Annotated in this window: 27 protein-coding genes and 1 tRNA gene; 16 read left to right on the top strand and 12 right to left on the bottom strand. The window is 76.4% G+C overall.

From position 1 onward, the window contains the following. Positions 1-61 precede the first annotated feature (61 nt). Together K5O09_RS04830 and K5O09_RS04825 are read left to right on the top strand one after the other, a co-directional pair. Positions 62-715 (top strand): FadR/GntR family transcriptional regulator, encoded by a 654-nt coding sequence (locus K5O09_RS04830; protein WP_222171683.1) that lies wholly within the window; start codon positions 62-64, stop codon positions 713-715. Positions 716-771: 56 nt separating this feature from the next. Next, positions 772-844 (top strand) — tRNA-Arg (locus K5O09_RS04825). Positions 845-936: 92 nt separating this feature from the next. Here K5O09_RS04825 and K5O09_RS04820 read toward each other — a convergent pair. The 4 genes from K5O09_RS04820 to K5O09_RS04805 all read right to left on the bottom strand — a co-directional run bounded on the left by K5O09_RS04820 (position 937) and on the right by K5O09_RS04805 (position 4,886). After that, complete coding sequence (locus K5O09_RS04820; protein ID WP_222171682.1) at positions 937-1,311, bottom strand: PH domain-containing protein; 375 nt, start codon at positions 1,309-1,311, stop codon at positions 937-939. A 265-nt stretch (positions 1,312-1,576) separates the two neighbouring features. Further along, the gene (locus K5O09_RS04815) at positions 1,577-3,247 is read right to left on the bottom strand and encodes a SulP family inorganic anion transporter (RefSeq protein ID WP_222171681.1); all 1,671 of its coding nucleotides are present in this window, start codon (positions 3,245-3,247) and stop codon (positions 1,577-1,579) included. Next, positions 3,244-3,606: a helix-turn-helix transcriptional regulator gene (locus K5O09_RS04810; protein WP_222171680.1), complete on the bottom strand. Its 363-nt coding sequence runs from the start codon at positions 3,604-3,606 to the stop codon at positions 3,244-3,246. The genes K5O09_RS04815 and K5O09_RS04810 overlap by 4 nt, the downstream gene beginning before the upstream one ends. Before the next feature lie 71 nt (positions 3,607-3,677). Then, positions 3,678-4,886 carry an acyltransferase gene (locus K5O09_RS04805; protein WP_222171679.1) on the bottom strand — a complete coding sequence of 403 codons (1,209 nt, stop codon included), beginning with the start codon at positions 4,884-4,886 and terminating at the stop codon, positions 3,678-3,680. A gap of 174 nt (positions 4,887-5,060) precedes the next feature. On the opposite strand from K5O09_RS04805, the gene K5O09_RS04800 reads away from it, so the two are divergent. Beyond that, on the top strand, positions 5,061-5,900 hold the full coding sequence (locus tag K5O09_RS04800; RefSeq protein ID WP_222171678.1) for a CPBP family intramembrane glutamic endopeptidase: 840 nt from the start codon (positions 5,061-5,063) through the stop codon (positions 5,898-5,900). Between the two features lie 495 nt (positions 5,901-6,395). Here K5O09_RS04800 and K5O09_RS04795 read toward each other — a convergent pair whose 3' ends face one another. Further along, complete coding sequence (locus tag K5O09_RS04795) at positions 6,396-8,639, bottom strand: LLM class flavin-dependent oxidoreductase (RefSeq protein WP_222171677.1); 2,244 nt, start codon at positions 8,637-8,639, stop codon at positions 6,396-6,398. Beyond that, positions 8,636-9,565 carry an LLM class flavin-dependent oxidoreductase gene (locus tag K5O09_RS04790; protein WP_222171676.1) on the bottom strand — a complete coding sequence of 310 codons (930 nt, stop codon included), beginning with the start codon at positions 9,563-9,565 and terminating at the stop codon, positions 8,636-8,638. The genes K5O09_RS04795 and K5O09_RS04790 overlap by 4 nt, the downstream gene beginning before the upstream one ends. A 96-nt stretch (positions 9,566-9,661) precedes the next feature. Here K5O09_RS04790 and K5O09_RS04785 point away from each other — a divergent pair, with 96 nt between their 5' ends. Together K5O09_RS04785 and K5O09_RS04780 are read left to right on the top strand one after the other, a co-directional pair. After that, positions 9,662-10,150, top strand: a complete 489-nt coding sequence (locus tag K5O09_RS04785) for a MarR family winged helix-turn-helix transcriptional regulator (protein WP_222171675.1) — start codon at positions 9,662-9,664, stop codon at positions 10,148-10,150. Between the two features lie 126 nt (positions 10,151-10,276). Then, positions 10,277-10,483: a hypothetical protein gene (locus K5O09_RS04780; protein WP_222171674.1), complete on the top strand. Its 207-nt coding sequence runs from the start codon at positions 10,277-10,279 to the stop codon at positions 10,481-10,483. Between the two features lie 55 nt (positions 10,484-10,538). Here the strand turns inward: K5O09_RS04780 and K5O09_RS04775 are convergent, their stop codons facing one another. Together K5O09_RS04775 and K5O09_RS04770 are read right to left on the bottom strand one after the other, a co-directional pair. Beyond that, entirely contained in the window at positions 10,539-11,291 is a 753-nt protein-coding gene (locus tag K5O09_RS04775; RefSeq protein ID WP_222171673.1) for a YcnI family protein, read from the bottom strand. A 90-nt stretch (positions 11,292-11,381) separates the two neighbouring features. Continuing rightward, positions 11,382-12,014: a hypothetical protein gene (locus tag K5O09_RS04770; protein WP_222171672.1), complete on the bottom strand. Its 633-nt coding sequence runs from the start codon at positions 12,012-12,014 to the stop codon at positions 11,382-11,384. 121 nt (positions 12,015-12,135) lie between these two features. Between K5O09_RS04770 and K5O09_RS04765 the strand changes: the two genes are divergently transcribed. Both K5O09_RS04765 and K5O09_RS19415 read left to right on the top strand, forming a co-directional pair. Then, on the top strand, positions 12,136-14,511 hold the full coding sequence (locus tag K5O09_RS04765) for an excinuclease ABC subunit UvrA (protein WP_222171671.1): 2,376 nt from the start codon (positions 12,136-12,138) through the stop codon (positions 14,509-14,511). Between the two features lie 158 nt (positions 14,512-14,669). After that, positions 14,670-16,976 carry a bifunctional diguanylate cyclase/phosphodiesterase gene (locus tag K5O09_RS19415; protein ID WP_222171670.1) on the top strand — a complete coding sequence of 769 codons (2,307 nt, stop codon included), beginning with the start codon at positions 14,670-14,672 and terminating at the stop codon, positions 16,974-16,976. Positions 16,977-16,997: 21 nt separating this feature from the next. Here K5O09_RS19415 and K5O09_RS19130 read toward each other — a convergent pair whose 3' ends face one another. Next, on the bottom strand, positions 16,998-19,016 hold the full coding sequence (locus K5O09_RS19130) for a sodium:proton antiporter (RefSeq protein ID WP_255596134.1): 2,019 nt from the start codon (positions 19,014-19,016) through the stop codon (positions 16,998-17,000). A 203-nt stretch (positions 19,017-19,219) separates the two neighbouring features. Here K5O09_RS19130 and aztD point away from each other — a divergent pair, with 203 nt between their 5' ends. Then, entirely contained in the window at positions 19,220-20,575 is a 1,356-nt protein-coding gene (gene aztD, locus K5O09_RS04750) for a zinc metallochaperone AztD (RefSeq protein WP_222171669.1), read from the top strand. 144 nt (positions 20,576-20,719) lie between these two features. After that, on the top strand, positions 20,720-21,742 hold the full coding sequence (locus K5O09_RS04745) for a metal ABC transporter substrate-binding protein (protein ID WP_255596133.1): 1,023 nt from the start codon (positions 20,720-20,722) through the stop codon (positions 21,740-21,742). 9 nt (positions 21,743-21,751) lie between these two features. On the opposite strand, the gene K5O09_RS04740 is transcribed toward K5O09_RS04745, so the two are convergent. Continuing rightward, positions 21,752-22,021: a Rho termination factor N-terminal domain-containing protein gene (locus K5O09_RS04740; protein ID WP_222171668.1), complete on the bottom strand. Its 270-nt coding sequence runs from the start codon at positions 22,019-22,021 to the stop codon at positions 21,752-21,754. 111 nt (positions 22,022-22,132) lie between these two features. Beyond that, positions 22,133-23,230 carry a GTP-binding protein gene (locus tag K5O09_RS04735; RefSeq protein ID WP_222171667.1) on the bottom strand — a complete coding sequence of 366 codons (1,098 nt, stop codon included), beginning with the start codon at positions 23,228-23,230 and terminating at the stop codon, positions 22,133-22,135. Positions 23,231-23,282: 52 nt separating this feature from the next. Between K5O09_RS04735 and rpmB the strand changes: the two genes are divergently transcribed. The 7 genes from rpmB to K5O09_RS04700 are packed head-to-tail and all read left to right on the top strand — an operon-like array spanning position 23,283 to position 25,264. Further along, positions 23,283-23,519: a 50S ribosomal protein L28 gene (gene rpmB / locus K5O09_RS04730; protein WP_222171666.1), complete on the top strand. Its 237-nt coding sequence runs from the start codon at positions 23,283-23,285 to the stop codon at positions 23,517-23,519. After that, positions 23,519-23,686, top strand: coding sequence for a 50S ribosomal protein L33 (rpmG, locus tag K5O09_RS04725; protein WP_255596132.1), 168 nt, complete (start codon positions 23,519-23,521; stop codon positions 23,684-23,686). The genes rpmB and rpmG overlap by 1 nt, the downstream gene beginning before the upstream one ends. Beyond that, entirely contained in the window at positions 23,686-23,991 is a 306-nt protein-coding gene (gene rpsN / locus K5O09_RS04720; protein WP_222171665.1) for a 30S ribosomal protein S14, read from the top strand. Before rpmG ends, rpsN begins: the two co-directional genes overlap by 1 nt. A gap of 10 nt (positions 23,992-24,001) precedes the next feature. Further along, complete coding sequence (locus K5O09_RS04715; RefSeq protein WP_222171664.1) at positions 24,002-24,274, top strand: type B 50S ribosomal protein L31; 273 nt, start codon at positions 24,002-24,004, stop codon at positions 24,272-24,274. Further along, entirely contained in the window at positions 24,271-24,393 is a 123-nt protein-coding gene (gene ykgO, locus K5O09_RS04710) for a type B 50S ribosomal protein L36 (RefSeq protein WP_034227039.1), read from the top strand. Before K5O09_RS04715 ends, ykgO begins: the two co-directional genes overlap by 4 nt. Further along, positions 24,393-24,563, top strand: a complete 171-nt coding sequence (gene rpmF / locus K5O09_RS04705) for a 50S ribosomal protein L32 (protein WP_222171663.1) — start codon at positions 24,393-24,395, stop codon at positions 24,561-24,563. The genes ykgO and rpmF overlap by 1 nt, the downstream gene beginning before the upstream one ends. A gap of 53 nt (positions 24,564-24,616) precedes the next feature. Further along, complete coding sequence (locus tag K5O09_RS04700; protein ID WP_222171662.1) at positions 24,617-25,264, top strand: alpha/beta family hydrolase; 648 nt, start codon at positions 24,617-24,619, stop codon at positions 25,262-25,264. Positions 25,265-25,266: 2 nt separating this feature from the next. On the opposite strand, the gene K5O09_RS04695 is transcribed toward K5O09_RS04700, so the two are convergent. Further along, positions 25,267-25,746, bottom strand: a complete 480-nt coding sequence (locus K5O09_RS04695; protein ID WP_222171661.1) for a heme-degrading domain-containing protein — start codon at positions 25,744-25,746, stop codon at positions 25,267-25,269. Between the last annotated feature and the right edge of the window lie 49 nt (positions 25,747-25,795).

The following is a 25,795-nucleotide window of genomic DNA, read 5'->3' as shown; positions in this document are numbered from 1 at the left end:
GGCGGACCGGTGCCGGGTTCGTGTTGAATCGCGGCACAACTGACCAGGGAGACTACCCCGCATGACGCGACGCACCGGCCTCATCGACGCGACGGTGGCCCAGCTCCGGGCACGGATCACCTCCGGCGAGTGGCGGGTCGGCACCCGCATCCCCCCGGAGCCCGCGCTGGTCGAGATGCTCGGCGTCGGCCGCAACACCGTCCGTGAGGCCGTCCAGTCGCTCGTGCACGCCGGGCTCGTCGAGCGGCGGCAGGGGTCCGGCACGTACGTGCTGTCGGCGTCCGAGCTCGCGGTCAGCATGGGCCGGCAGATCGCCGACGCCCGGCAGCGGGACGTCATCGAGGTGCGCCGCAGCCTGGAGGTCGAGGCCGCCCGCCTCGCCGCGCGCCGCCGCACCACCGCCGACGTCGCCACCATCACCGCCCTGCGCGACGCCCGCGCCGAGGCGTGGCGCTCCGGCCAGCTCGACCGCATGGTCTCCGCCGACCTCGCGCTGCACCGGGCCATCGCCCGCGCCGCCCGCAATCCCGTGCTGCTGTCTCTGTACGAGAACCTCATCGACGCGATCACCGACAACATCCGGTTCAACTTCGCGCAGGTGCTCCAGGACGGGGACCACCACGACGGCCTCGTCGAGGCGATCGCCGCCGGAGACGACACCCGCGCCGTCGACGAGACCGCGACCTACCTGTCGGGACTCCTCGGCGAGGACTGACACCGCCCGCGGCCTGGTAGTCTCGTGCACCGCGCCGGTCCGACGGCCGCGCGCACGCCCTCGTAGCTCAGTGGATAGAGCGTCTGCCTCCGGAGCAGAAGGTCGTAGGTTCGAATCCTATCGAGGGCACAGGTTGACCAGCAGGTCCGCACGCCCGTGACACCCACCGTCACGGGCGTTGCTCGTCCCCGCTTCTCGCGGGTCGAGCGGCGTGGGGGCTCCTAGAGCACCCGCTCGCCGATGAACCGCCCGATGACGCGGATGTCGATCCCGCGGGCGAACTCCAGCTTCACGCGTCCGAGCCCCGAGAACCACAGCTCGAGCTCCGAGTCGAGGTCGAACGTCCCCGCCGACTCGACCGAGAACGCCTGGATCTTGCTGTAGGGCAGTGAGGACCAGTCGCGCTTCTTGCCCGTCATCCCCTGCACGTTCAGGGCGATCAGCCGCTTGTCCGTCAACGTGACCGAGTCGCGCATGCCCTTGAAGGCCATGACGATGCTCTCGCCGGGCACGAGCAGCTCGGCGATCTCCTTGTGCGCGTCGGAGGGGTCGCGGGGGGCGAGCTTGGCGTACGAGGCGTTGGTGAAGTCGATCATCCGCCGAGCGTGCCGCAGGGACCTGCCCGCGCCAACCGCTGATCGAGTGGTGGAGGGATCCCCGCTCGCCTGCCGCCGAGGACGGCTGCTCAGCGCCGTGGACCGGCGATGACGTCGACGCTCCGCGTGGTGGTGCGGGCCCGGACGACGGCGACCGTGGCGGCGGACCCCGGCCGGGCGACCCGTCGAGGTACGTGAGCGACACCGCGAGCGCGGTGGCCGTCACGGCGCCGAGCGGAGGCGGCCCCGGACTCCGGACGGCCCATCAGGGCACCGGCTGCGGCGCCGGCCGGGTGTCCTCCCCGGGCGCGGGGTCCACGAGCGCCCGCGCACGCCTCACCGCGACCGCCGCGTCCTCGACGGCGTGCTCCTCGTCCCGCAGGGCGGCGAGCACCCCGACCCGGCCGGCGAGCGCCCGGTGGTGCACCCGCAGGCCCGTGATCAGCACCGCGACCCCGCGCCGCTCCAGGCCGGTGACCAGCTCCTGCAGCACCTGGGCGCCGGTCGCGTCGATGTGGTGCACGCGTGCGAGGTCGAGGACCACCACGTCCGCACCCCGGACCGTGGCGACGTGGTCGAGCACCCGCTCGGCAGCGGCGAAGAACAGCGAGCCCTCCACCCGCAGCAGCGCGATGCGCTCGTCGCCGGCCACGGCGGGGCCGGGCAGCTCCAGGCGGTGGACGCCCGCCGCCCGCGCGAGGCTGCGCAGGCTGAGGGCGGCGGCCACGGCCATGCCGAGCCCCACCGCGTAGACCAGGTCGACGGTGATGGTGACCACCGCGGTCAGCACGAGCAGCAGCGCCGCCGCGCGGGTCGACCCGAGCACCGCGCGCACCGTCCGCACGGACACCATGCGCACGGCGGTCACGAGCAGCACCCCCGCCAGCGCGGCGAGCGGGATACGGGCGACCACGGAGCCGGCCAGCGCGACGACGCCCAGCAGCACCAGGGCGTGCACCACGGCCGCCGCGCGCGTCCGGGCGCCGGAGCGCACGTTGACGGCGGTCCGGGCGATCGCACCGGTCGCCGGCATGCCCCCGAACAGGGCGGAGGCGACGGACGCCAGCCCCTGCCCGACGAGCTCGCGGTCGCCGTCGTACGGCCCCGCTCCCGGGTAGCCGGCGGCGACGCGGGCGGACAGCAGCGACTCGATCGCCGCGAGCGCCGCGACCGTCACCGCCGGGGCGACGAGGGCGGGCAGCGCGCCCGGGTCCACGCCGGGCAGGGCCGGCGCGGGGAGCCCCGCGGGGAGTCCGCCGATCGTGGCGAGCGGCAGCCCGGCCGCGGACGCCACGACCGTCACCAGGAGGATCGCGACCAGCGACCCCGGGACGGCGCGGTGCACCCGCGGCGCGAGGACCATGACCGCCGCGACCGCTGCGACGACGGCGAGCGACCACGCCGCGCGCGGGCCGCTGACCTCGTGCAGCACCTGCCAGGCCGCGACGACCGCGTTGGCGTCGTGCCCGCCGGCGGCGACGCCGAGTGCGGCCGGGACCTGCTGGAGCGCGATGATGACGGCGATGCCGACCGTGAACCCCTCGATCACCGGCCAGGGGATCAGGCCGACCGCCCGCCCGAGCCGGAGCACCCCGGCGAGCACGACGAGCACGCCGGCGAGCAGGCCCACCACGGCGAGCGTCCCCGTGCCGTACCGCGCGACGATCGGCGCGAGCACGACGACCATCGCACCCGTCGGACCGGACACCTGGACCGGGGAGCCGCCGAACACCGCGGCGACGACACCCGCGACGACGGCGGTGACGAGCCCGGCGGCCGCCCCCGCACCCGAGCTGACGCCGAACGCGAGCGCCAGCGGCAGCGCGACCACGCCCACGGTCACGCCGGCCACGAGGTCCCCGCGCCAGGACGTGCGCAGCTCGGCGTAGTCCCGGGTCGAGGGCAGCAGCGAGCGGACGCCGGTGAGCGCGCTCACCGCGCGGCGCCCGGCAGCGCGGGCTGCTGCTCCCGCGCCTCGGAGAGCTGCCGCTGCGTCGTCCGCAGCACCTCCTCGAGGAGGGCGCGGGCGACGCGCAGCAGCTCCGCGACGTGCGGCGAGGCCAGCCGGTAGGACACCGCGCTGCCCCGGCGCTCCGAGTCGACGAGCTGGTAGCGGCGCAGCACCGCGAGGTGCTGGGACAGGTGCGACGCCTCCAGCCCGGTCTCCTCGAGGAGCACCGAGACCGGCACCTGGTCCGACGCGGCGAGCAGCTCCAGCACCCGGATGCGGACGGGGTGCGCGAGGCCCTTGAAGAGGTTCGCCTTGATCTCGTTGAGCGGCTGCGGCGTGGGCACCGGACTCCCGACGGATGATGGGTTGATGGATCCATCATGCCACGAAGCCACGGCGGCTCCCGGCGACGGCCTCAGGGGACGGGCGCCGCCTCGGGCCGGTCGGTGCGGCGCGGACCCGGCCTCCCGCCCACCAGTGCCCCCACCCGGCGCGACAGCCGGTGCGACGGCCCCTCGACAGCCCGGAAGAACACCTCCGCCAGCAGCAGCGACGCCGGCACCGTCAGCAGCAGCACGGCCGGCGTCACCCAGCCCGTGAGGAAGCCGACCGCGACGACGACCGGCTCGTGGACCAGGTAGAGGCTGAACGAGCGCGTGCCGAGCCAGTGCACGGCGGGGTGCCGCAGCGGCCGGTCGAGCGGCCCGAGCGCCGCGACGACCAGCAGCGCCGCGCCACCCGCCTGGAGCACCCGGGCGAGCGCGAGCACCCCCACCGGCAGCCCCGCGCGCAGCCCCCCGAGGTCGAGCAGCCACGGGCCGCTCGCGAGCAGCGCGGCCCCGACCAGCACCCCGGCCCGCGTCGCCCCGCCCCAGCGCGCGACCGCCGCACCGAGCCGCTCGCGGTCGGCCGCCAGCAGGCAGCCCAGGCCGAACAGCGGCAGCTGGTACAGCGCGCCCAGCGCGTACGGCCGGTCGACGGGTCCGATCGCGGCGCCGACCCATGCCACCGCGGCCAGGACGCCGCCGGTCGCCACGGCGTAGCGGCGCAGGCGCGTCGCCAGCCACACGAACACCGGGAGGGTCAACGAGAACACGACCTCCCAGCGCAACGACCACAGCGCCGTCATCGTGGAGCCCACAGGGCCCGCCAGCAGGGTGAGGTCCGCGAGCACGCCCGTCCGGCCCAGCTCGCCGTGGAACACGAGCCACGGGCTGAGCCCGGCGCTGTCGGCCCGGGGAACCGCGAACCGCAGGGCGACCGCGAGCACGACGGCGGCCCACACCGGCAGGTAGAGCCGCAGCAGCCGCTGCGGGTAGTACGCGCTCCACCGGTGCTGCGCCCGCTGCGCCGCGACGGTCAGCACGAACCCGCTGAGCACGAAGAACATCTGCACAGCCACCTCCCCGTCCCACAGCAGGTGCAGCGGCGTGGCGGTGACCGCCTGCACGAGCGCGCTGCGCGGCGCCCCCGAGCCGTCGGAGGCCGCCATGAGCGCCGGGACGAGCAGCAGCGAGTGGTGCACGAGGACGACGAGCGCCGCGACGCCGCGCAGCCCGTCGAGGGCGGCGAGGCGACCGGACGACGACCCGGTGGGGCCGTCGACGTCGGCGGGGACGGGCATCGGGACCTCCGGCTCCGGGCCGGCGGGTGCGGGCCGAGCCGCCAGCGTGGCGGGAGCCGCGGCGCCCGGGGACCGCCGACCGGGTGGCTCCCGTCCCTTTCACCCTGTATGGGCGGTTGATCGCGACCGCGTGCCCACCGCGCGCCGGGCGCCCGTCCGTGGCAGCGTGCGGGCATGACGACGACAGCCGCGCCGGTCGCCCGCGCCCCCTGGGACACCGGCTCCCCCACCCGGCTCCTGGCAGCCGCGCTGGTGTGCGGCTCGGCCGTGCTGCTGTTCGCGGTGCACGCCCGCCCGCTCGGCTACGTTCCGCTCGTCGCCGGTGTGCTGGTGGCCCTGGCCGTGGACCGGGGGCTCGCGCGCGACCTCGGCCTCGTCGCGACCGGTATGGCGATCATCTCGACGATCTCGCTCGAGGCCGACCTGTCCGACGCGGGCATGGCGCGGTTCACGGTCGCGCTGTCGCTGGCGGTGCTCGTGCCCTGGGCGCTGTCCCGGTACGCGTTCGGCCAGCGCACGATCGTCTTCCCGGTCGCGACGGGCCGGCGGTGGACGCGGGCGCAGCTCGTGTACCTCGCCGTGGTCGTCGTCGCCGGGTACCTGATCCTGCCGTTCTACTTCATCGGGTCGGGCGCCTACCGCAACTGGCCCGAGGTCACCGGCGGCGCCGAGATCGCCCGGCTGTTCGTCGGCGTCAACGCCGTGGGCATCTGGGACGAGCTGTTCTTCATCTGCACCGTCTTCGCGCTGCTGCGCCGGCACCTCGGGCTCTGGACCGCGAACGTCCTGCAGGCGACCGTCTTCGTGTCGTTCCTGTGGGAGCTGGGCTACCGCGAGTGGGGCCCGCTGCTGACCGTGCCGTTCGCGCTGGTGCAGGGCTGGATCTTCGCCCGCAGCGCCTCGCTGACCTACGTGCTCGCGGTCCACCTGCTGTTCGACCTGGTGGTGTTCGGCGTGCTCGTGCACGCGCACCACCCGCACCTGCTGGACGTCTTCATCACCGCGCCCCGCTGAGCAGGGGACGCAGCGGAGGGGGACCGGGCCACCCTCCCTGGCCCGGTCCCCCTCCGTGTCCCCCTGCGAGCCGGCGGCGCGGGGCCGCGAGCTGGTCCCCGGCCCTCACGGGGCCGGGGCGTCGGGTGCCGGCCCTCAGGCCGGGGTGCGCCGCGAGGCGGCGATCTTGCGGCCGAGCGCGATGAGCGCGCCGGTCGCGGCGATGGCGGTGACGACCTTCACGGGTGCGGGCACGGGGTTCTCCTCAGCGGTGGACGCGGTGCCGGGAGTCGCGGGCGCGCTGCACGAGGTCCCCGAGGCCGACGACGACGATCACGGCCACGAGGCCGACGACGACGATCCACACCTGGGGGGTCATGCTGCTCTCTCCTGCGGTTCCGGCTGGCTGGCACGACCATCGTGGCCCGCGGCACCCCCTCGGCGGATCGCCCGCCCGCCGTATCCTCGCGTACGACGAACGGCGTACGCCGGGGGTCGCGGGGTCCCCCTGGGCGCCTACGCGGACCCCCCGGCGACCCCGAGCGGACCCTGAGCGGCGCCGTCCCGCGCGGGCACGGCGCGCGCCGGCCGGTCGGCCACCGAGACGTTGTGCCGGAACACGTCCTGCGGGTCGTAGCGCCGCTTGAGCTCCCGCAGACGCTCGAGCGTCGCGCCCGGGAACGCCTCGGCGACACGCTCGGGCCGGGGGTCGGTCTCGAAGGACAGGTACAGGCCGTCGAGGTGCGGCGCCATCGCGTCCCAGGCGGCGTCGAGGCGCCGCCGGTCCGTGCCGAACGCCACGAGGTTGAAGTGCGCCGTGCGGTGCGCGTAGGCCGTGGCGTCCCGCGGGACGTCGTGGACCGCGCCGCCGGCGGCCCTGATCTGGAAGAACGTCGTGACGCCGCTCCGCACGAGGCGGGCGGCGTCGGCCGCGAGCCCCGGGGTGAGGTGCTCGGCCATCGCGGTCCGCGTCACCGGCTCCCCCTCGGAGGTGTGCCGCTGGTCGGGCACCGACACGACGGCGCTGTACGGCAGGAGCTGCACCTGCTGCTGGAGCAGCGGGGCGATCCGCGCGAAGGGCTGCAGCCGCTCGATGATCGTGTCCGGGTCCTCGGAGTCCACCATCGCCATGACCTGCGCGACCATCACCCCGCCCCGCGGCGGGCCCATGAGGAGGAAGGCGGTCGTGTCCCGCGGCGCGGCCTCGACGGCGGCACCCCAGTCGACGAGCAGCCGCTCCGTGTCGGACGCGTCCAGGACGAGCTGGGCGAACCCGACGTCCCCGACCTCGTCGACCTCGAACTCGAAGGACGTGACGACGCCGAGGTTGCCCCCGGCGCCGCGCAGCCCCCAGAAGAGGTCCGGGTTCTCGGCGTCCGAGGCGCGCACCACGGAGCCGTCCGCGAGCACGACCTCCGCGGCGCGCAGGTGGTCGAGCGTCAGCCCGTGCTCGCGCACGAGGAAGCCGATGCCGCCCGCGGTCGCGAGCCCGCCCACGCCGACGCCGCCGTAGTCCCCGGACGTCAGCGCCCACCCGAGCGGCTGCAGGGCGGCCGCGACCTCGCCCCACCGGGCCCCGGGCTCGATGCGCACCCGGCGGGTGGCGTGGTCGAGCACCTCGATCGCCGCCATGCGCGACAGGTCCAGCACGATGCCGCCGTCGTTGGTGGAGCGGCCGCTGATGCCGTGCCCGCCCGACCGGATCGCGAGCGGGACGTCCTGGGTGCGGGACCAGCGCAGCGCCTCGACGACCTGCGCCGTGTCCGCGGGACGCAGCACCAGACCGGGCCGGCCACCCCGCAGGTACGTCGGGCGGACGGCCGCGTAGCCGGCGTCGCCCGGCTCGACCGCCGCGTCCGCGAGCGCCGCGGGAACGGCGTCGTAGTCGATGCCCGGGCGGCGGGCGGCGCGAACGGCGGAGCTGCGCGTCGTGCCGACCACGGTGCCGCGGGCCGCCCTGACGGTGGCGACGCGCTCGCGCAGCGGGCCCGCCACGTCCGCGGCGAAGCCGGCCGCGGCCGCCTCGTCGGTCGCGGCCACGACGACTGTGGCGACACCCGCGTCGAGCACCAGGGGCGCCAGCACGTCGACGGTGGCGACCTCCACGGGGACGACCACGCCCCGGCGGACCTCGCGCGGGTCCCGCCCGGCCGCGAGCAGCGCGGAGTCGAGCGCGTGCAGCTCCGCGGACAGCGCCTCCCCGGAGGAGGACAGCCACCACCCGTCGGCGACGCGGGCCGCCGAGGCCAGGGCCGTGGGCGCGGTGCCCGGGCCGCCGAACCAGACCGGCAGGTTGTGGGCCGGCGCGGGCCCGCGGGCCGTGCCCGGCACCACGTGGTGGCGGCCCCGCAGCACGAACGGACGAGGGTCGCCGGTGTCCCACAGCCCGCGCAGGACCGCCGCGACCTCCTCGAGCGCCTCGTCGACGCCGTCGGCGTCCGCCACGTCGCCGGCCAGGCCGAGCGCGAGCCGGCCCCCGGACAGGTGGTCGAGGTGCGCCGCGGCGCGGGCCAGCACGGCCGGTGGGCGGCCCTCGGTGCGCAGGCCCAGCGTCGCGACGGCCGCACGCCGCGTCGCCGCCGCGACGTGCGCGAGCAGCGTCCAGGGCTCGAGGGTCCCGTCGCCCCCGTCCGGCACGGCCACGAGATCGAGCCCGTGCTCCTCGGCCCGGGCGGCGACCCGGGCCGGCCGTCCGGGGTCCGCGGCGTCGACGGGCAGCAGGACGCCGAGCTGCAGCGGGTGGCCGAGGTCGGCGGTCATGCGCCCGCCCCCGGGGTCGGGACGTGGGCGGTGCTGCGCTCGGCGGCCACGAGCTCGCGCACGGCCGGAGCGATCTCCTGGCCGACGGTGGCGATGAGGGTGGGGTCGTCGCCCCCGACGACGAACGCGCTGATCCCGTGCTCCAGCGCGAGCGAGGCGAGCTCCTCGACCCACTGGCGCGGCGGCCCGACGAGGAGCTCCCCGGTGGGTCGCGGCGTGAGCCGGCCACCCACGTTGAGCAGCCTGCGTACAGCCGACGGGTCCCGCCCGGCGGCCGCGGCGGCCTCGTCGATGCGGGCGTTGCCGTCGTCGAGGTCCTGCAGGCTGCGCAGGTAGGCGAGCGAGGGCAGCCAGCCGTCGGCCGCCTCCCCTGTGAGCCGGAGCATCCGCGGCTTGTAGGCCCCGATCCAGATGCCGACCGGGTGGGCGGGCGCCGGGCCGCGCTTGGCGCCCACGGCGGGCCAGTACTCCCCGGGCAGGTCGACGCGCGACCGGTCACCGGTGTCCCACAGCGCCCGGACGACGGCGACCGCCTCGCGCAGCGCGTCGACGCCCTGGCCGGGCGTGAGCCGGCGGCCGCCCATCGCCTCGATCGCGTCCCAGAAGCCGCCCGCGCCGAGCCCGAGCTCGACCCGCCCGCCGGACAGCAGGTCCAGGCTGGCGACCGCCCGGGCGAGCACGGCGGGCGGACGCAGCGGGAGGTTCGCGACGTTCGGCGCCAGGCGGATGGTCCGCGTCCGCGCGGCGACCCACGACAGCAGGGTCCAGGTGTCGAGGAACGCCGGCTGGTACGGGTGGTCCTGGAACGTCGCGAGGTCGAGCCCGACCTGCTCGGAGAGCTGCGCCAGCCCCACCACGCGCTCCGGGTCCGCGTTCGTCGGCGTGATGAACGACCCGAACAGCAGGTCGTGGCCGTAGTCCGTCATCGTGCTCCTTCCGCGCGCCGACACTCGTCGGCTCCGGCGATCGTATGTCTCGCAGATCATTGGCACAACCACGGGACCGGCGTACGATCGGCGACCATGACCGCCGTGACCGACACGCACCAGTCCGACCTCGGCTGGTCGCTGGGCGTCCTGCTCCGGGCGTACGAGCGCGGACTCACCTCCGCGCTCGCGGACGTGCCGCACGGGTTCCGCGGCTTCCTCGTGCTGCGGGAGGTGGTGCGTGGCGCGCACCCGAGCCAGGCAGCGCTCGCCGCCAGCCTCGGCATCGACCGCACCGTGATGACCTACCTGCTGGACGACCTCGAGCGCGCCGGGCTCGTCACACGCCGCGTCGCCGAGGTCGACCGCCGCCAGCGGCGTGTCCTGGCCACCCCCGACACCGAGGGGCTGCTCGCCGACCTGGAGCAGCGGGTCGCCCGCGCCGAGGACGCGGTGTTCGGCGCCCTCGACCCGTCCGACCGCCGCACCGTGTCAGCCCTGCTGCGCCGCGCGGCGTGCGAGTACCGCGACAGCGACCCCGACGAGCACCCCTGCGCCGTGGTCGAGCAGGCGCTGGGCGGCTGAGGCCGGACGCCCCGGCCGGTCGCACGCCGCGCCGGGGCACAATGAGCCGGGCGCCGCTCCCGCGGCGCGGGAGTGCGCGGACGGCACGACCGGCACCACCCGGGGACGCGAGGAAGAGGGACGGCGATGGCGACCATCGGCAGGGCGCAGGACAAGCGCGAGGCGGCGCTGCTGAGCGTGTTCGGCCCCGCGCAGGTCGGTGACCCGCTCGCGCCCGACCGGGAGGTCGCCGACGCCGACCGCGAGCGCGACCTCGCGCTGCGCACCGAGTTCGTCCGCGTCGTCGGCGCGGACGGGCGGTCGTACCTCGTGGAGCGACCCGCCGCGGACTGAGCTCGCCGCCGGCCGGCCCCGGGCCGTCGCACCCGGAGCCGGCCGCGCGCGCCGGTCAGCGGGCCGCGTCGCTCCCCCGGCGCCGGGTGCGCAGCGCGACGACGAGCGCCGCGACACCGGCGGCCAGCGCGAGCGCGCCCAGCACCCGGGACGGGACGTCCGCGGCCGGTTCCCGGACCGAGGCGTCGCCGGACGCGGCGGCCTCGTCCGCGGCGGTGTCGGCCCCGGCGGCGTCGTGACCGCCGTGGCCCTGCGCCGCGGCGGTCGTCGTGAGCTCCGGCGCGGGGTGCTCGGGCTCCGCACCGCCGTCGGCGACCTCGTCCCAGTCGACGACCTCGCCGTCGTCGTACTCCTGGTGGGCGGGCAGGACGAGGCGGGTCCCGGCGTCGGGCAGCGGGCCGACGGAGAGCGCGAACTCCTCGAACTCCCCGTCGCCGATCCCGTCGCCGTCCGCCGTCCAGACCACGCGGACCGGCGCGCGGGTGAGCGTGGCGCCGCCCACCTCGACCGGCTCCGGCAGCGCCCCCTCCTCCACGGTGGCGGTCCAGCCCGCGACCGGGCGCGTGGACACCGAGCTGAGCGGCGTGGCGGTCGGCAGGTCCACCGTGACGCGGGTGGTCGCGGCGGACGCGGACTCGTTCGGGACGCGGAACGTCAGGACGGTCCAACCACCCGCGGCGGTGGACTCGGGGACGACCCGCACGTGCGCGGAGGCGGTTGAGGCGGGCAGCAGGACGAGGGCCGCGGCCAGGGCGGCGGAGGTGAGTGCGGACGCCGCGCGGGCGCGGGCGTGACGGGGTGCGGACATGAGGTGCCTTCCAGGGACGACGAGGAGCGCGTCGACGCCCGGGCGGGCGGCGCGCAGGACGGCCCGGCCGGGGGCCCGCCCCCGCGGGGGTCAGGCGGCGGCCGCGGCGGGCACCGGCACCGGGGGGCCCCGCCGGGCGGCGCCGCCGCGGAGCACGGCGGGCGGCCGCGGGACCGCGACCCGCGAACGGACCGGCGCCGGACGGCGTGCCGGCACGGCGACCCGCCCGCCGAGCAGCGCCGGCAGCACCGCGGACCAGCGCCGCAGCAGCGCGCCGACCCCGCGGTCGGTGGCGACGAGCAGCAGCACGGCGACGACGACCGCGAGGGCGTGCGCGCCGACCATCCCCGCGCCGGCACCGTGGGTGTGCGGGACGTCCGCCAGGGCGCCCACCGGGGCGACGGCGCCGGCGTGGTGCCCGGACGGCAGCCCCGACGCGGCGGCGGCACCGGGGCGTGCCGGACCGGCGAGCCACGTCAGCGCCGCGTGCACCCCGAGCTGTCCCGCCAGCGCGGCCGGGAGCAGCACCGGGACGGTCAGGGGCCGTCGTGAGAGCGCCGTCGCGCCCAGCAGCACGGGGACGCCCGCGAGCAGGAGCGCCGGCAGCGTCGGGGCGGCACCGCCGCCGAGGACGTGGGCGCCGGAGCCCAGCCCGAGCACCGTGACCGCGACGCCGACCAGGCGGCCGGCCGCGAGCGCGCGGGGCGGGGGCGGGCGGTCCACGGCGTCGACCGTACTCCACCGACCGGGACCTTGGTCCCGGTCGGTGGCACGGTGCCGGGGGCGGCACGGCCCGGTTGTCGGACCCGTCGGCCACACTGGTGCGCGAGCCGAGGGAGACCCGATGACCACCGAGACGCCCACCGGGCCGCACGTCGCCGACAGCCACGACCGCATCCGCGTGCGGGGCGCGCGCGAGAACAACCTCCGCGACGTCAGCGTCGACCTGCCGAAGCGCCGGCTCACCGTGTTCACCGGCGTGTCCGGGTCGGGCAAGAGCTCCCTGGTGTTCGGGACGATCGCCGCCGAGTCCCAGCGGATGATCAACGAGACCTACAGCGCGTTCGTGCAGGGCTTCATGCCGACGCTCGCCCGCCCGGACGTCGACGTGCTCGACGGCCTGACCACCGCGATCATCGTCGACCAGGAGCGCCTGGGGGCGAACCCGCGCTCCACGGTCGGCACGGTGACGGACGCGAACGCGATGCTGCGCATCGTCTTCAGCCGGCTCGGGCAGCCGCACCTCGGCCAGCCGCAGGCGTTCTCGTTCAACGTCGCCTCCGTCAGCGGCGCGGGTGCCGTGACCGTGGAGAAGGGCGGCGCCCCGGTCGCCGAGCGCCGCGAGTTCCGCGTCACGGGCGGCATGTGCCCGCGCTGCGAGGGCCGGGGCACGGTGCAGGACGTCGACCTCGCCGAGCTGTACGACGCCGACAAGGCCCTGGCCGACGGCGCCCTGCGGGTGCCCGGCTACACGATGGACGGCTGGTACGGCCGCATCTTCGCCGGCAGCGGGTTCTTCGACATGACCAAGCCGATCCGCGACTTCACGCAGCAGGAGCTCGCGGACCTGCTGCACCGGGAGCCGACGAAGATCAAGGTGGAGGGCATCAACCTCACCTACGAGGGCCTGATCCCCAAGATCCGCAAGTCGATGCTCGCCAAGGACGTCGACGCCATGCAGCCGCACATCCGGGCGTTCGTCGAGCGGGCGGTCACCTTCACGACGTGCCCCGACTGCGACGGCACGCGGCTCAACGAGGGCGCGCGGTCCTCGAGCGTCCACGGTCTGTCGATCGCCGACGCCTGCGCGATGCAGATCAGCGACCTCGCGGCGTGGGTGCGCGGCCTCGAGGAGCCGTCCGTCGCTCCGCTGCTGGAGTCGCTCGGGGAGACGCTCGACTCCTTCGTCGAGATCGGCCTGGGCTACCTCTCGCTCGACCGGCCGTCCGGCACGCTGTCCGGCGGCGAGGCGCAGCGCACCAAGATGATCCGGCACCTCGGGTCGTCGCTCACCGACGTCACGTACGTGTTCGACGAGCCGACCATCGGCCTGCACCCGCACGACATCCAGCGCATGAACGGCCTGCTGCTGCGGCTGCGCGACAAGGGCAACACCGTGCTCGTCGTCGAGCACAAGCCCGAGGCGATCGCGGTCGCCGACCACGTCGTCGACCTCGGCCCCGGGGCGGGCTCGGCGGGCGGCGAGATCGTGTTCGAGGGCACCGTCGCCGGCCTGCGCGCGAGCGGCACGCTGACCGGGCAGCACCTGGACGACCGCGCCACGCTCAAGCCCGCCGTGCGGCGGCGCACGGGCGTCCTCGAGGTCCGCGGAGCCCGGACGCACAACCTGCGGGACGTCGACGTCGACGTGCCGCTCGGCGTGCTGACCGTCGTGACGGGCGTCGCCGGGTCCGGCAAGAGCTCGCTGATCCACGGGTCCGTCTCGCGGCGCGAGGGCGTCGTGACGGTGGACCAGGGCGCGATCCGCGGGTCCCGCCGCAGCAACCCGGCCACCTACACCGGCCTCCTGGAGCCGGTGCGCAAGGCGTTCGCGAAGGCCAACGGCGTCAAGCCCGCCCTGTTCAGCGCCAACTCGGCGGGCGCCTGCCCCACCTGCAACGGCGCCGGGGTGGTGTACACCGACCTCGGCATGATGGCCGGCGTCGCCACCACGTGCGAGGAGTGCGAGGGCCGGCGGTTCCAGGCGTCCGTCCTGGAGTACACCCTCGGCGGCCGGAACATCGCCGACGTGCTCGCGCTGCCGGTGACCGAGGCGGAGCGGTTCTTCGCGGAGGGCGACGCCCGGACGCCGGCCGCGCACGCCGTCCTGGCCCGGCTCGCGGACGTCGGCCTCGGCTACCTGACGCTGGGGCAGCCGCTCACCACGCTGTCCGGCGGCGAGCGGCAGCGCCTCAAGCTGGCCGTCCACATGGGCGAGCAGGGCGGCGTGTACGTGCTCGACGAGCCGACCACGGGGCTGCACCTCGCGGACGTCGAGCAGCTGCTCGGGCTGCTGGACCGGCTGGTCGACGCCGGCAAGACGGTCGTCGTGATCGAGCACCACCAGGCCGTGATGGCGCACGCGGACTGGATCATCGACCTCGGCCCGGGCGCCGGGCACGACGGAGGGCGGGTCGTGTTCGAGGGGACGCCGGCCGAGCTGGTCGCGGCGCGGTCCACGCTGACCGGCGAGCACCTCGCCGGCTACGTGGGCGCATGACGCGGGCGGTCCACGGGTGCTGCGGGGCCGCGGAGGCCGGGCGCCAGGGCCCACCGCGCGCTCGGGCCGCACGGGCCTGACCTGCGGGTCGACGGCACCCAGGGGAACCACCCGCCCCCGAGGGTCAGGAACCGCGCGGAGCAGCCGATGACAGCTGCATGACCGGGCGACCTGGCACGTGGCCGCCCCCGCGGGTCGCAGTCGTCGGCGGGGCGCTGGTCGTGCATGCGCTGCTCCCGGACGGCGCCCCACGTGACGCGCTCTTCGTCGCGATCGGCGCGGTGTGCGTGGTCTCGCTGTCCCGCACGTCGTCCGCGATGCCCGCAGGCCGGCGGCGCGCCTGGTGGCTCCTCACCCTGGGGCTGGCGGCGTGGGTGGCCGGGGACCTGCTCTGGACGGTGCTGGACCGGCTGCTGGGCACGTCCCCGTTCCCCTCCGTGGCGGACGTGGCCTACGTGGCGTCGTACCCGCTGCTCGCGCTGGGCATGGTCCGCGCCTTCCCCGCGCCGTCCGGGCGACGCCCCGTGTGGCTGCTCGACGCGCTGCTCGTGACCGGCGGCGCCGTCCTGCTGCTGTGGCTGGCCGTGCTCGAGCCCGCGCTGACCGGGCTCCGGACCGCGTCGGCGGCGACGCTCGTGGGCGCCCTCTACCCGCTCGGCGACGTCCTGCTGCTGGTGGTGCTGGCGCGCACGGCCACGGCGTCCGGGCGCCGTACGAGCGCCCACCTGCGCGCGAGCTGGGCCGTCCTGCTGATCCTCGCCGCGGACGTGCTGTTCCAGATCGGGTCCCGGGAGCCGTCCGCGGAGCAGCACCTGCACCTGCTCGACACGCTCTGGCTCGCCGGGTACGTGCTGCTCGTCGCAGCGGGCCGCCACCCCTCGGCGGCGTCCGAGGCGCCGGCGCGGCCGTCCGCCGACCTCGGCGTGGGGCAGATCGTGCTCGTCGCGGCGTCGTGCGCCGTCGTGCCGGTCACACTGGTCGCCGGGACCCTGTCCGGCGGACCGCTGCACCTCGTCGAGACCTGCGTCGTGGGCACCGCGATGATGACCGCCCTGCTGGTGCGGTTCGGCGGTCTCGTGCGCGCCCTGAGCCGCCAGAACGCCCACCTCGCCCACCTCACGGTGACGGACCCGCTCACCGGGCTCGCGAACACCGCCGGCCTCGCGGCGCACGTCGAGCGGCCCGCCGCCGACGCGCCGTCCGGGACCGTGCCCGTGCTCCTCCTGGTGTCGCTGGACGGGTACCGGGACGTGGTCGAGACGCTCGGGTACGGCGTCGCCGACGACCTCCTGGTGGCCGTCGCGCGCCTGATGGACGACCGCGCGCCCGAGGGCGCCAGCATCGCGCGGCTCGGCCGGGACGTGTACGCCGTGACACTGGACGTCGCGACGCCCGCCGAGGGGTGCGCAGCGGCGCACGAGCTGCGGGACCTGCTGGCGGCGCCCGTGCGGGTGCGGGGCATGGACCTGCCGGCCCACGCGCTCGTCGGCGTGGCCCTCGCCCCGGCCCGGCCGGCCTCCCTGACCGCGCTGATCGCCGACGCGGACGCGGCGCTCGCGGCAGCCCGGCGCCGCCCGGAGCGCGTCGCGTGCGCCCACTGCGACGGCGGCGGCGAGGCGGGAGGTGCGACGCTGCCGGAGGCGGATCTGCTGCGAGGCCTCGCGGCGGCCGTCGAGCGCGGCGAGCTCGTCGTGCACTTCCAGCCGGTCGTCGCGGTGCGGGGCGCGCGGGTCACGGGCGCGGAGGCGCTGGTCCGCTGGCAGCACCCGCAGCACGGCCTGCTCGGCCCGGCCGCCTTCATCCCCGCGGCGGAGCGCACCGGCCTCGTGCGGCCCGTGACCCTGCACGTGCTCGACGTGGCGCTCGCCCGCTGCGCGCAGTGGCGGCAGCGTCGGCCGGACTTCGTCGTCGGCATCAACATCTCGGCCCAGGACCTCGACGACCCGCGCCTCGTGGACGACGTCCGTGCCGCGCTCGACCGGCACGGGCTGCCTCCGCAGGCGCTGACCCTCGAGGTCACCGAGACCATGGCGATGCGCGACGGCCCCGGTGCGGAGCGCACGCTGCGGGAGCTCGCGGCGACGGGGGTCTTCCTCGCGGTCGACGACTACGGGGTGGGCTACGGCTCGCTGGACTACCTGCGGCGGCTGCCCTTCACCGTGCTCAAGGTCGACCGGGTGTTCGTCTCCCCCGCGGCTGCCGACCCGGTGTGCGCCGAGATCCTGCGGTCGACCGTCGACCTGGGCCACGCCCTCGGCATGCACGTGGTGGCCGAGGGGGTCGAGGACTCCGCCACGGGGGCGCTGCTGCAGGAGTTCGGCTGCGACCTCGCCCAGGGCTGGGCGTTCGGCCGCCCGGAGCCGGCGGAGGAGTTCGAGGCCCGGCTCGCGGTCGGCTCCCGGACCGCGGAGCGGCCCGCACCCTCCGGCCGGCCGGGGGCCTCCGAGCGGATGTCCACCTCCTGAGCGCCGACCTCGGGTCGCGGCTCAGTCCTGCGCGCGCAGCTCGAGGCTGATCTGGTCGGCGTCGAGGACCGTGAGCGCCTCGGTCAGCGCGCCGGAGGACGCGGTGCCCAGGTCGCGCACCCGGAGCAGGGCCGCCCGCTGGGCCTCGAGCGTCGCCAGCCGCAGCTCGCGCACCTGGGCGGCGGTCGACGCGCGGTCGGACCCGGCGTCGACCTCGGAGTCGACCTCCTCCGCCTGCCGCTCCGCCGCCCGCCGGGCCAGCTCGAGCACTGCGGGGTCGTACGGCGTGCCGTCCGGGCGGCGCAGGTCGGGGTCGCCCAGCAGGGCGGCGGCGGCACGGGACATCTCGAGCACGAGCCGGTCCAGGTCCGCACGATCGTCGGCGCCGTCGCGCGACAGCCCGAGGCGCCGCACCACCCACGCCAGGGTGCCTCCCTGCACCAGGAGGGTGCCCGCCGCGACCGTGAACGCCACGAGGACCAGCAGCGCCCGGTGCGGCGTCTCGCGCGGCAGCGACTGGGCCGCCGCCAGCGTGACGACGCCCCGCATGCCGGCCCACACGAGCACGACCCCCTCGCGCGGCCCGAGGGGCTCCGCCTGGAGGTAGTCGATGTCCGCGATCCGCCGCGTGATGCGGGCCCGCACACGGCTCGTCCGGGTCTCGGAGCTCTCGTCGGGGCGGACGCGCGGCTTGCGTGCCCAGCGCCGGCGCCCGAGCGCCCGGCGGAGGTCCTCGCGGGCGGGGGCCGAGACCGGCCGTGCCGCGGGAGGCTCCGGGCGCACCTGCTCGGTCGAGGAGGCCGACGGCCCCGGCGCACCGACGGCCGCGTCCTCGCTCCCCCCGGTCACCGGTCGTCCCGGCTCCCGGCGATCGGGCCCCGCCCCCGCGACCCCGAGGCCCCGCTCCGCGAGCGGGTCCGAGCCCTCCCGCCGGGCGGCACCCGGTGGACTCTGACGCCAGATCTGCGCGCGCTCCTCCGGCGTCATCCGGCTGAACGCGTCCACGCGGTCGCTCGCCGCACTGAGGAACCCCCGGACGCCCGCGCCGCGGCGGGCCCGGCGGGACAGCGTCCGCACCAGGAACGCGACGTAGCCCGTGCGCACCAGCAGGACGACGGCGGCGGCGAGCACCGCCAGCCCGAGCGCCGTCCAGAGGCTGCCGTGCTCCCCGCGGACCTCCTCGACGAGGCCGTACACCTCGAGCCCCATCACCAGGAACACGGCGCCCTCGAGCAGCAGCTCCAGGGTGCGCCAGTTCGCGGCCTCGGCGATGCGGTCCTGGGGGCGGAGCCGCACGCTCCCGGAGCCGGCGACGAGGCCGGCCGCGACGGTCGACACCAGGCCGGAGGCTCCGACCCGCTCCGCGGGCAGGTAGGCGACGAACGGCACCAGGAACGAGATGGCGGTGGTCAGGTGCGGGTCGGACACGCGGGTGCGGAGCCACAGGCTCGCCTTGCCGACCGAGGCGCCGACCACCACGGCGACGACCACCGCGAACACGAAGTCGCCGGCGACGCCCCACAGGGTCACCGAGGCGGCCGTGGCCGCGATGGCCGAGCGCAGCAGCACCAGCGCGGAGGCATCGTTGAGCAGGCTCTCGCCCTCCAGCACGGTGACGACGCGCGGGCTCACGCCGGAGCGGCGGACGATCGACGTCGCGACGGCGTCCGTCGGGCTCAGGACGGCGCCCAGGGCGATCCCGGTGGCGAGCGTGACGTCGGGGATCAGCCAGGAGAACACCAGGCCCAGCACCACCGAGGTCACCACCACGAGGGCGACCGAGAGCCCGCTGATCGCCGTGAGGTCGCGGCGGAAGTCCATGGTGGGCATCGACACCGACGTCGCGTAGAGCAGCGGCGGGAGCACGCCGCCGAGGATCCACTCGGGCTCGATCTCCACCGCCGGCACGGCCGGGACGAGGCTGATCGCGATGCCGAGCAGCACGAGCAGCAGCGGAGCGGCGACGCCCACCTTCGGCGCGAGGGCCGTGACCCCGATGACGGCGACCGCGGCGATCAGCGCGACGAGCAGCAGGTCCATCAGGCGTCCCCGGCGGGACGAGCGGGCCCCACGGGGTGTGCGGGCGGGGACGGCTCGGACGGCTCGGGCGACACGGCGGGAGCCGGGGCTGCTGGCGTCATGCCGCCCAGTGTGTCGCGCCGGCCCCGGCGACGTCCCGCACCGGTGCGTGGCTCTCCCGCTGACTTCATGAGAACGGGTATCATTTGTGTTAACGTCGGCACATGAACCGAACGACCCGTCCCCGTCCGCGCGTCCTCGGCGCCCTCGGCCTCGGGGTGTCCGCCGCGCTGCTCGCGGCCTGCAGCACCGGCGCCGGCGACACCGCCGCACCCGCCCCGGACCCGACCTCGGCCGCACCCGCCGCCACCGAGGTGGCGACCGCGAAGCCGCGCCTCGTCCTGACCTACGACGGCGGCCTGCAGGTGCTCGACGCCGACAGCCTCGAGGTCGTGGCGGACCTGCCGCTCGAGGGGTTCACCCGCGTCAACGGCGCAGGCGACGGCCGCCACGTCCTCGTCACCACCACGGGCGGGTTCCAGGTCCTGGACGCGGGCACCTGGTCCGAGCCGCACGGGGACCACGCCCACTCCTACACGAGCGACCCGGTGCTCACCGACGTGCTCTGGCCCGCGGAGAAGCCGGGCCACGTCGTGCCGCACGAGGGCCGCACGGCGCTGTTCGACGACGGCACGGGCGCGATCACGGTGCTCGACTCCACCGACGTCGCCGATCCCGACGCCCCGGCACGGGAGCTGACGACGCCGAGCGCCCACCACGGCGTGGCGGTGGAGCTCTCCGACGGCACGCTCGTCGTGTCGGAGGGGACCGAGGAGGCGCGCACCGGTATCCGCGTGCTCGACGCCGACGGCACCGAGGTCGCCGCGTCGCAGGAGTGCCCCGGCGTGCACGGCGAGGCCGTCGCGGCCGGCGAGGCCGTCGTGATCGGCTGCGAGGACGGCGCCCTGGTCCACACCGGCGGCACCATCACGAAGGTCGCCGCGCCCGACGCCTACGGCCGGATCGGCAACCAGGCCGGTACCGAGGAGTCCCCGGTGGTGCTGGGCGACTACAAGTCCGACCCCGAGGCGGAGCTCGAGCGCCCGACCCGCGTCTCGCTGATCGACACCCGCGACGGCAGCCTGCGTCTGGTCGACCTGCCGTCGTCCTACACCTTCCGGTCGCTCGGCCGCGGTGAGGACGGCGAGGCTCTCGTGCTCGGCACCGACGGCTCGCTCCACGTGATCGACCCGGAGTCCGGCGAGCTCGTCCGCTCGATCCCGGTGGTCGACGCCTGGGAGGAGCCGGACGAGTGGCAGTCCCCCCGGCCCGCGCTCACCGTGCTCGACGGGTCCGCCTACGTCACCGACCCCGCCACCCGCAGCGTGCACGCCGTCGACGTGGTGTCCGGCGAGGTCTGGCTGTCCACCACGCTCGACGTCACGCCGAACGAGATCACCGGCGTCTCCGGCGCCGTGCCGCACACGACCGGGCACGACGGCGCCGAGCACGACCACGAGCACGGGGACGAGCACGACCACGAGCACGGCGACGAGCACGAGGACGCGCACACCGACTGACGCGCCCGCAGCCCGACCCCACACCCCCCACCCAGCCCCCGGCCGCGCGCGCGGACGGGAGGGCGCGGACGCACGACGCGACCGCCCCCCTCCCCGCCCTCGCGCGCGGCCGGACGCGCTCCCGCACCCACTCGGAGGACCCCCGTGCCGCACGCCCGCACCCGCTCGTCGAGCCCCGCCCCGCAGTCGAGCCCCGCCCCGCACCCCGGACGGGGCGCACCGCAGCACCGCCGCCCCGGCTCCCGCACCGCCCCCGCGGCCCGCACCGCGCGCACCCCGCGCGCCGCCGGACTGGCCGCAGCGGCCGGCCTCGCGCTCGCGGCGTGCGCGCCCGCGGGCACCGACGACCGGGTCGACGTCGTCGCCGCGTTCTACCCGCTGCAGTTCGTGGCCGAGCGCGTCGGCGGCGGGCACGTCGACGTCGCGTCGCTCACCCCTCCCGGGGGCGAGCCGCACGACCTGGAGCTCTCGCCGAGCGCCGTCTCCCGCATCGGCGACGCCGACCTCGTCGTCTACCTGTCAGGCTTCCAGGCGGCCACCGACGAGGCGGTCGCCGCCAGCCGCCCCGCGCACGCCGTGGACACCGCCGGGGCGGCGGCCCTCGAGGCCGGCCCCGACGGGACGGACGCCGGGTCCCGGTCCGGGGCCCTCGACCCGCACTTCTGGCTGGACCCGGCGCGGCTGGCGGAGGTCGGGCACCAGGTCGCGGACGCGCTCGCGGAGGTGGCACCGGCCCACGCCGACGACTTCGCCGCGGCCGCAGCGGACCTCGAGGCAGACCTCGACGCGCTGGACGACGACCTGGCCCGGGGCCTGGCGTCCTGCCGGGGGGCGACGCTCGTGGCCTCCCACGAGGCGTTCGGCTACCTCGCCGAGCGCTACGGCCTGCACCAGGTCGGGCTGTCGGGCATCGACCCGGAGGTCGAGCCGTCGCCGGCGCGCCTGCGCGACGTGGCGGACGTGGTCCGCGACGAGGGCGTGCGGACGCTGTACTTCGAGGTGCTCGTCAGCCCGAAGGTCACGCGGACCCTCGCGGACGAGCTCGGCGTCGCGACCGCCGTCCTCGACCCGCTCGAGGGCAGGGCCGAGGGCGACGAGCGCGACTACCTGGACGTCATGCGGGACAACCTGGACGCGCTCGCCACCGGCCTGACCTGCGGCGGCTGACCGCCCGCCTCAGTGCGACCGGAGCGCGTCGACCAGCTCGGACTTCTTCATGGACGAGCGTCCCTCGACGCCGATCTCGGCGGCCCGCTTGCGGAGGTCGGCGACCGTCCAGTCCTCGTAGGAGCCGGACTCGCCTCCCTGGCGGCCGACCGACGACCGTCCCCGCGCGGCGGCGGCGTTGGCGATCCGCGCGGACTTCTCCTTGCTGTTGCCCTCGTCCCGGAGCTCCTCGTACAGCTCCTTGTCCTTGACGCTCGGACCGGGGTCACGGCGCGGCATGGCGGCCTCCTGGGTGTCGGCGGTGCTGACCCCCCCGACACTGCCCCCGTCGGCGCACGCCCGCATCCGCACGGGCGCGGTCGGGCGCGGCTCGGGAACGGGCGTCCGGCGTCAGGCGGCGCGGTCCCCGAGCCAGGGTGCCAGCACGTCCTCCCGGCCGAGCCAGGCGTGCAGCCCCCGGGCGTGCTCGCGGGCGGTCACCAGGACGTCCTCGAACGCGCCGAGCAGCTCGGCGCGCACGTCGTCCACGCCGGTGAAGACCAGGCGGGTCGTCGGCGTGCCGCGACCCCACGTGCCGACCTCGCCGATGCTGAGCTGCCCGCCGGCGCCGTCCCAGCCGCACACCGAGTCGGGCCGGGTGGGGACCCAGAAGTGCCCGCGGCTGCGGTGCCGCCCGCTCCCGAGCCGGGCGACCTCGGCCACGAGGCGGTCGGGGTGCAGCGGACGGTCGGCGCGCAGGTCGAGCGTCCACACGCCGTGGGCGGTCGGTGCGCCGGGCACCGGTGCCGCCGCCCGCGGGTCCAGGCGCCGCTCCGCCGCCGCCGCGTCGTGGCGCCCGGACAGCAGCACGTCGGCGTCGACGCCCCACACGTGGTCGACCCGCAGGCCGTCCGCGGCCCGGACGTGGTCGAGCAGGTCGGAGGCGACGGGGTGCTCGGCGGGGTCCCCGCTGACCAGCAGGACGTCGGCGTGCGCCACCTGGGCGGCGAGCGCCTCGCCGACGCCGCGCTCGTCGTCCTCGGTCAGCGCGATCCCCCGCTCGGCGAGCAGGTCGTCGCCGAGCAGGTCGTGCTCGACGGCCCCGAGGTCGAGGGCCGCGACGACACGGGCGAGCCGCAGCCCGCGGAGCCGGCCGCCCTCGCGCGCGGCCGCTCCCAGCGCCCGGGTGACGGGGAGCGACTCCGCCGAGACGGGCAGGGCGAGCAGCACGGCGTCCCACCGCGGGTCACGGGCCAGGCGCTCGAGGGTGGGCACCGCGTCCTCCCGCACCGAGCAGCTCAGGCACGCGTGCGCGAGCGGGACGAGGACGTCCTCGAGCACGCCGTCCGCGTCCGCCACTACCCTCCGGATGCCACCGCCCTCGGCCCCGTCGACGATGTCGTGCCGCAGCACGACGGTCCGGGGGCGGTCGGTCACCAGGCCGAACGCGACGGCGTCGCGCAGCAGGGGGTCGACGGTGGCCAGGACGGTGAGGGTCGTCGGCGTCATGGGTCCAGCGTAGCGCTTGTCGCAAACGATTCTCATTACGTATGATGGACTCATGTCCGCTCACTGCCAGGTCCTCGGGACGACCCCGGGGTTCGGCCACTCGATCTCCCACTCCCACCGGCGCACCAAGCGGCGGTTCGACCCGAACATCCAGCGCAAGCGCTACTGGGTTCCCTCGCTCGGTCGGCACGTGACGCTGACGGTCTCGGCCCGGGGCATCAAGACGGTCGACAAGCTCGGCATCGAGGTCGTCGTGGCCCGGATCCTGGCCCGCGGGGAGAAGGTCTGATGGCCCGCGCCGCCGACGTGCGCCCGATCATCAAGATGCGCTCCACCGCGGGGACCGGGTTCACCTACGTCACCCGCAAGAACCGCCGCAACGACCCCGACCGGCTCGTGCTGAAGAAGTACGACCCGGTCGTGCGCCGCCACGTCGACTTCAAGGAGGAGCGCTGATGGCCAAGACGAGCACGATCGCCAGGAACGAGCAGCGCAAGCAGGTCGTCGCCCGCTACGCCGAGCGGCGCCGCGAGCTCAAGGCCGCGTCCGTGAACCCGCACCTGCCCGAGGCCGAGCGCGTCGCGGCGCGCACCGCGCTGCAGGCCCTGCCCCGCGACGCCAGCCCCACCCGGGTGCGCAACCGCGACGTCGCCGACGGCCGCCCCCGGGGCTACGTCGGGAAGTTCGGGCTCTCGCGCGTGCGGATGCGGCAGATGGCCCACCGCGGCGAGCTGCCCGGCGTGACCAAGTCCAGCTGGTGAGGAGAACGACATGAAGCAGGGCATCCACCCCGACTACCACCCGGTGGTGTTCCGGGACCTCAGCGCGGACTTCGCGTTCCTGACCCGCTCCACCCTGACCTCGGACAGGACCGGCGAGTGGGAGGACGGGAACACCTACCCCGTCGTGGACGTCGACGTGTCCTCCGCGAGCCACCCGTTCTACACCGGCAGGTCCCGCGTCCTGGACACCGCCGGCCGCGTCGAGAAGTTCCGTCGGCGCTACGGCCTCACCACGCCCGCGACCCCCGAGGAGATCCGATGAAGGTGCGCGCCTCCCTGGCGTCCCTGAAGAAGAAGGAGGGGTCGATCGTGGTGCGCCGCCACGGCAAGACCTTCGTGATCAACAAGAAGAACCCGCGCTGGAAGGCCAGGCAGGGCTGATGGCCGTCCCCAAGCGCAGGCTCTCCCGGAGCAACACCCGCGCCCGCCGCTCCCGGTGGAAGGCCACCCCCGTGCCGCTCACCACCGCACGCACCCCCGACGGACGCACCGTCGAGGTCCCCCGCCGCCTGGTCCGCGCCGTCGAGCGCGGCCTGGTCGACCCGGCCTGACGGGGCCCGCCCGTCCGGGCCCGCGCGCCGTGCCCCGCGCTACCGTGCGGGGCATGGCGCGCGACGACGTCCCGGCCGAGCTGCTCGACCTCGACACCCCGCAGGGGACCGCCCGCGCGCGCCTGCACCTCCCGGCCGGACCCGCCCCGGCGCCCGGCGCGCTGGTGCTCGGCCACGGCGCCGGCGGCGGCGTCGACGCCCCCGACCTGCTCGCGGTGACCGCGCTGGCGACCGGCCTCGGTCTGGCGGTCGCGCTCGTCGAGCAGCCCTACCGCGTCGCGGGCAAGCGCGTCGGCCCGCGCCCGCCCGCGCTGGACGAGGCCTGGTCCGCGGCCGTCGCGGGCGTAGGCGACCGGCTGCCCGGCGTGCCGCTGGTGACCGGGGGCCGGTCCGCCGGAGCGCGCACGGCCTGCCGGACCGCCCCCGCCACCGGTGCCGCCGGGGTGCTGTGCCTGGCGTTCCCGACGCAGCCGCCCGGCCGCCCGGACCTGCCGAGCCGCCTCCCCGAGCTGGAGACCCCCTCGGTCCCCGTCCTCGTGGTGCAGGGTGCGACCGACCCGTACGGCGTCCCGCCGGAGGCCCCCGGCCGCCGGGTGGTCGTGGTGCGGGGCGACCACGGCCTGAAGGCCGACCTCCCGGCCGTCACCGCCGCGGTGCGCGACTGGCTGCCGACGGTGCTGCCCGCGCGGCCCGCCGGCTGACCTCAGCCGTCCAGGAACGTCCGGACGGCCTCGACCACCAGCGCGTGGTCCTCGGCCTGCGGCAGGCCCGACACGGTCACCGCGCCGACCACCCCGACACCCTCGACGTGCACCGGGAACGCCCCGCCGTGCGCCGCGTACTCCTGCAGCGGCAGGTCGTGCGCCGCGGCGAACGTCGTGCCCTTCGCCCGCGCCCGGAGGCCCTGCAGGTACGACGAGGTGCCGAACCGCTCGACGACCCGCACCTTCCGCTCGACCCAGGTGTCGTTGTCCGCGACGGTGCCCGGGCGCGCGGCGTGGAACAGCTGCTGGGTGCCCCGGCGGACGTCGACCGTCACCGGCAGCCCGCGCTCGGTGGCCAGCCGGACCAGCAGGCAGCCGAGCTCCCACGCGTCGTCGTGGGTGAAGGTGGCGAACCGGAGCTCGCGCTCCTGCCGCTCGACCTCGGCGATCACGGCCTGCACGTCGCTGTCGTCGCTCATGCCCGCGATCCTGCCACCCGCCGGGAGCCCCGGCAGGCGGCAGGACGCG

It is taken from the genome of Cellulomonas sp. C5510 (genome assembly GCF_019797765.1).
Taxonomy (GTDB): Bacteria; Actinomycetota; Actinomycetes; order Actinomycetales; family Cellulomonadaceae; genus Cellulomonas.
Note: the sequence above shows the minus strand (reverse complement) of the source record. Positions and strands in the feature narration are given on the sequence as shown.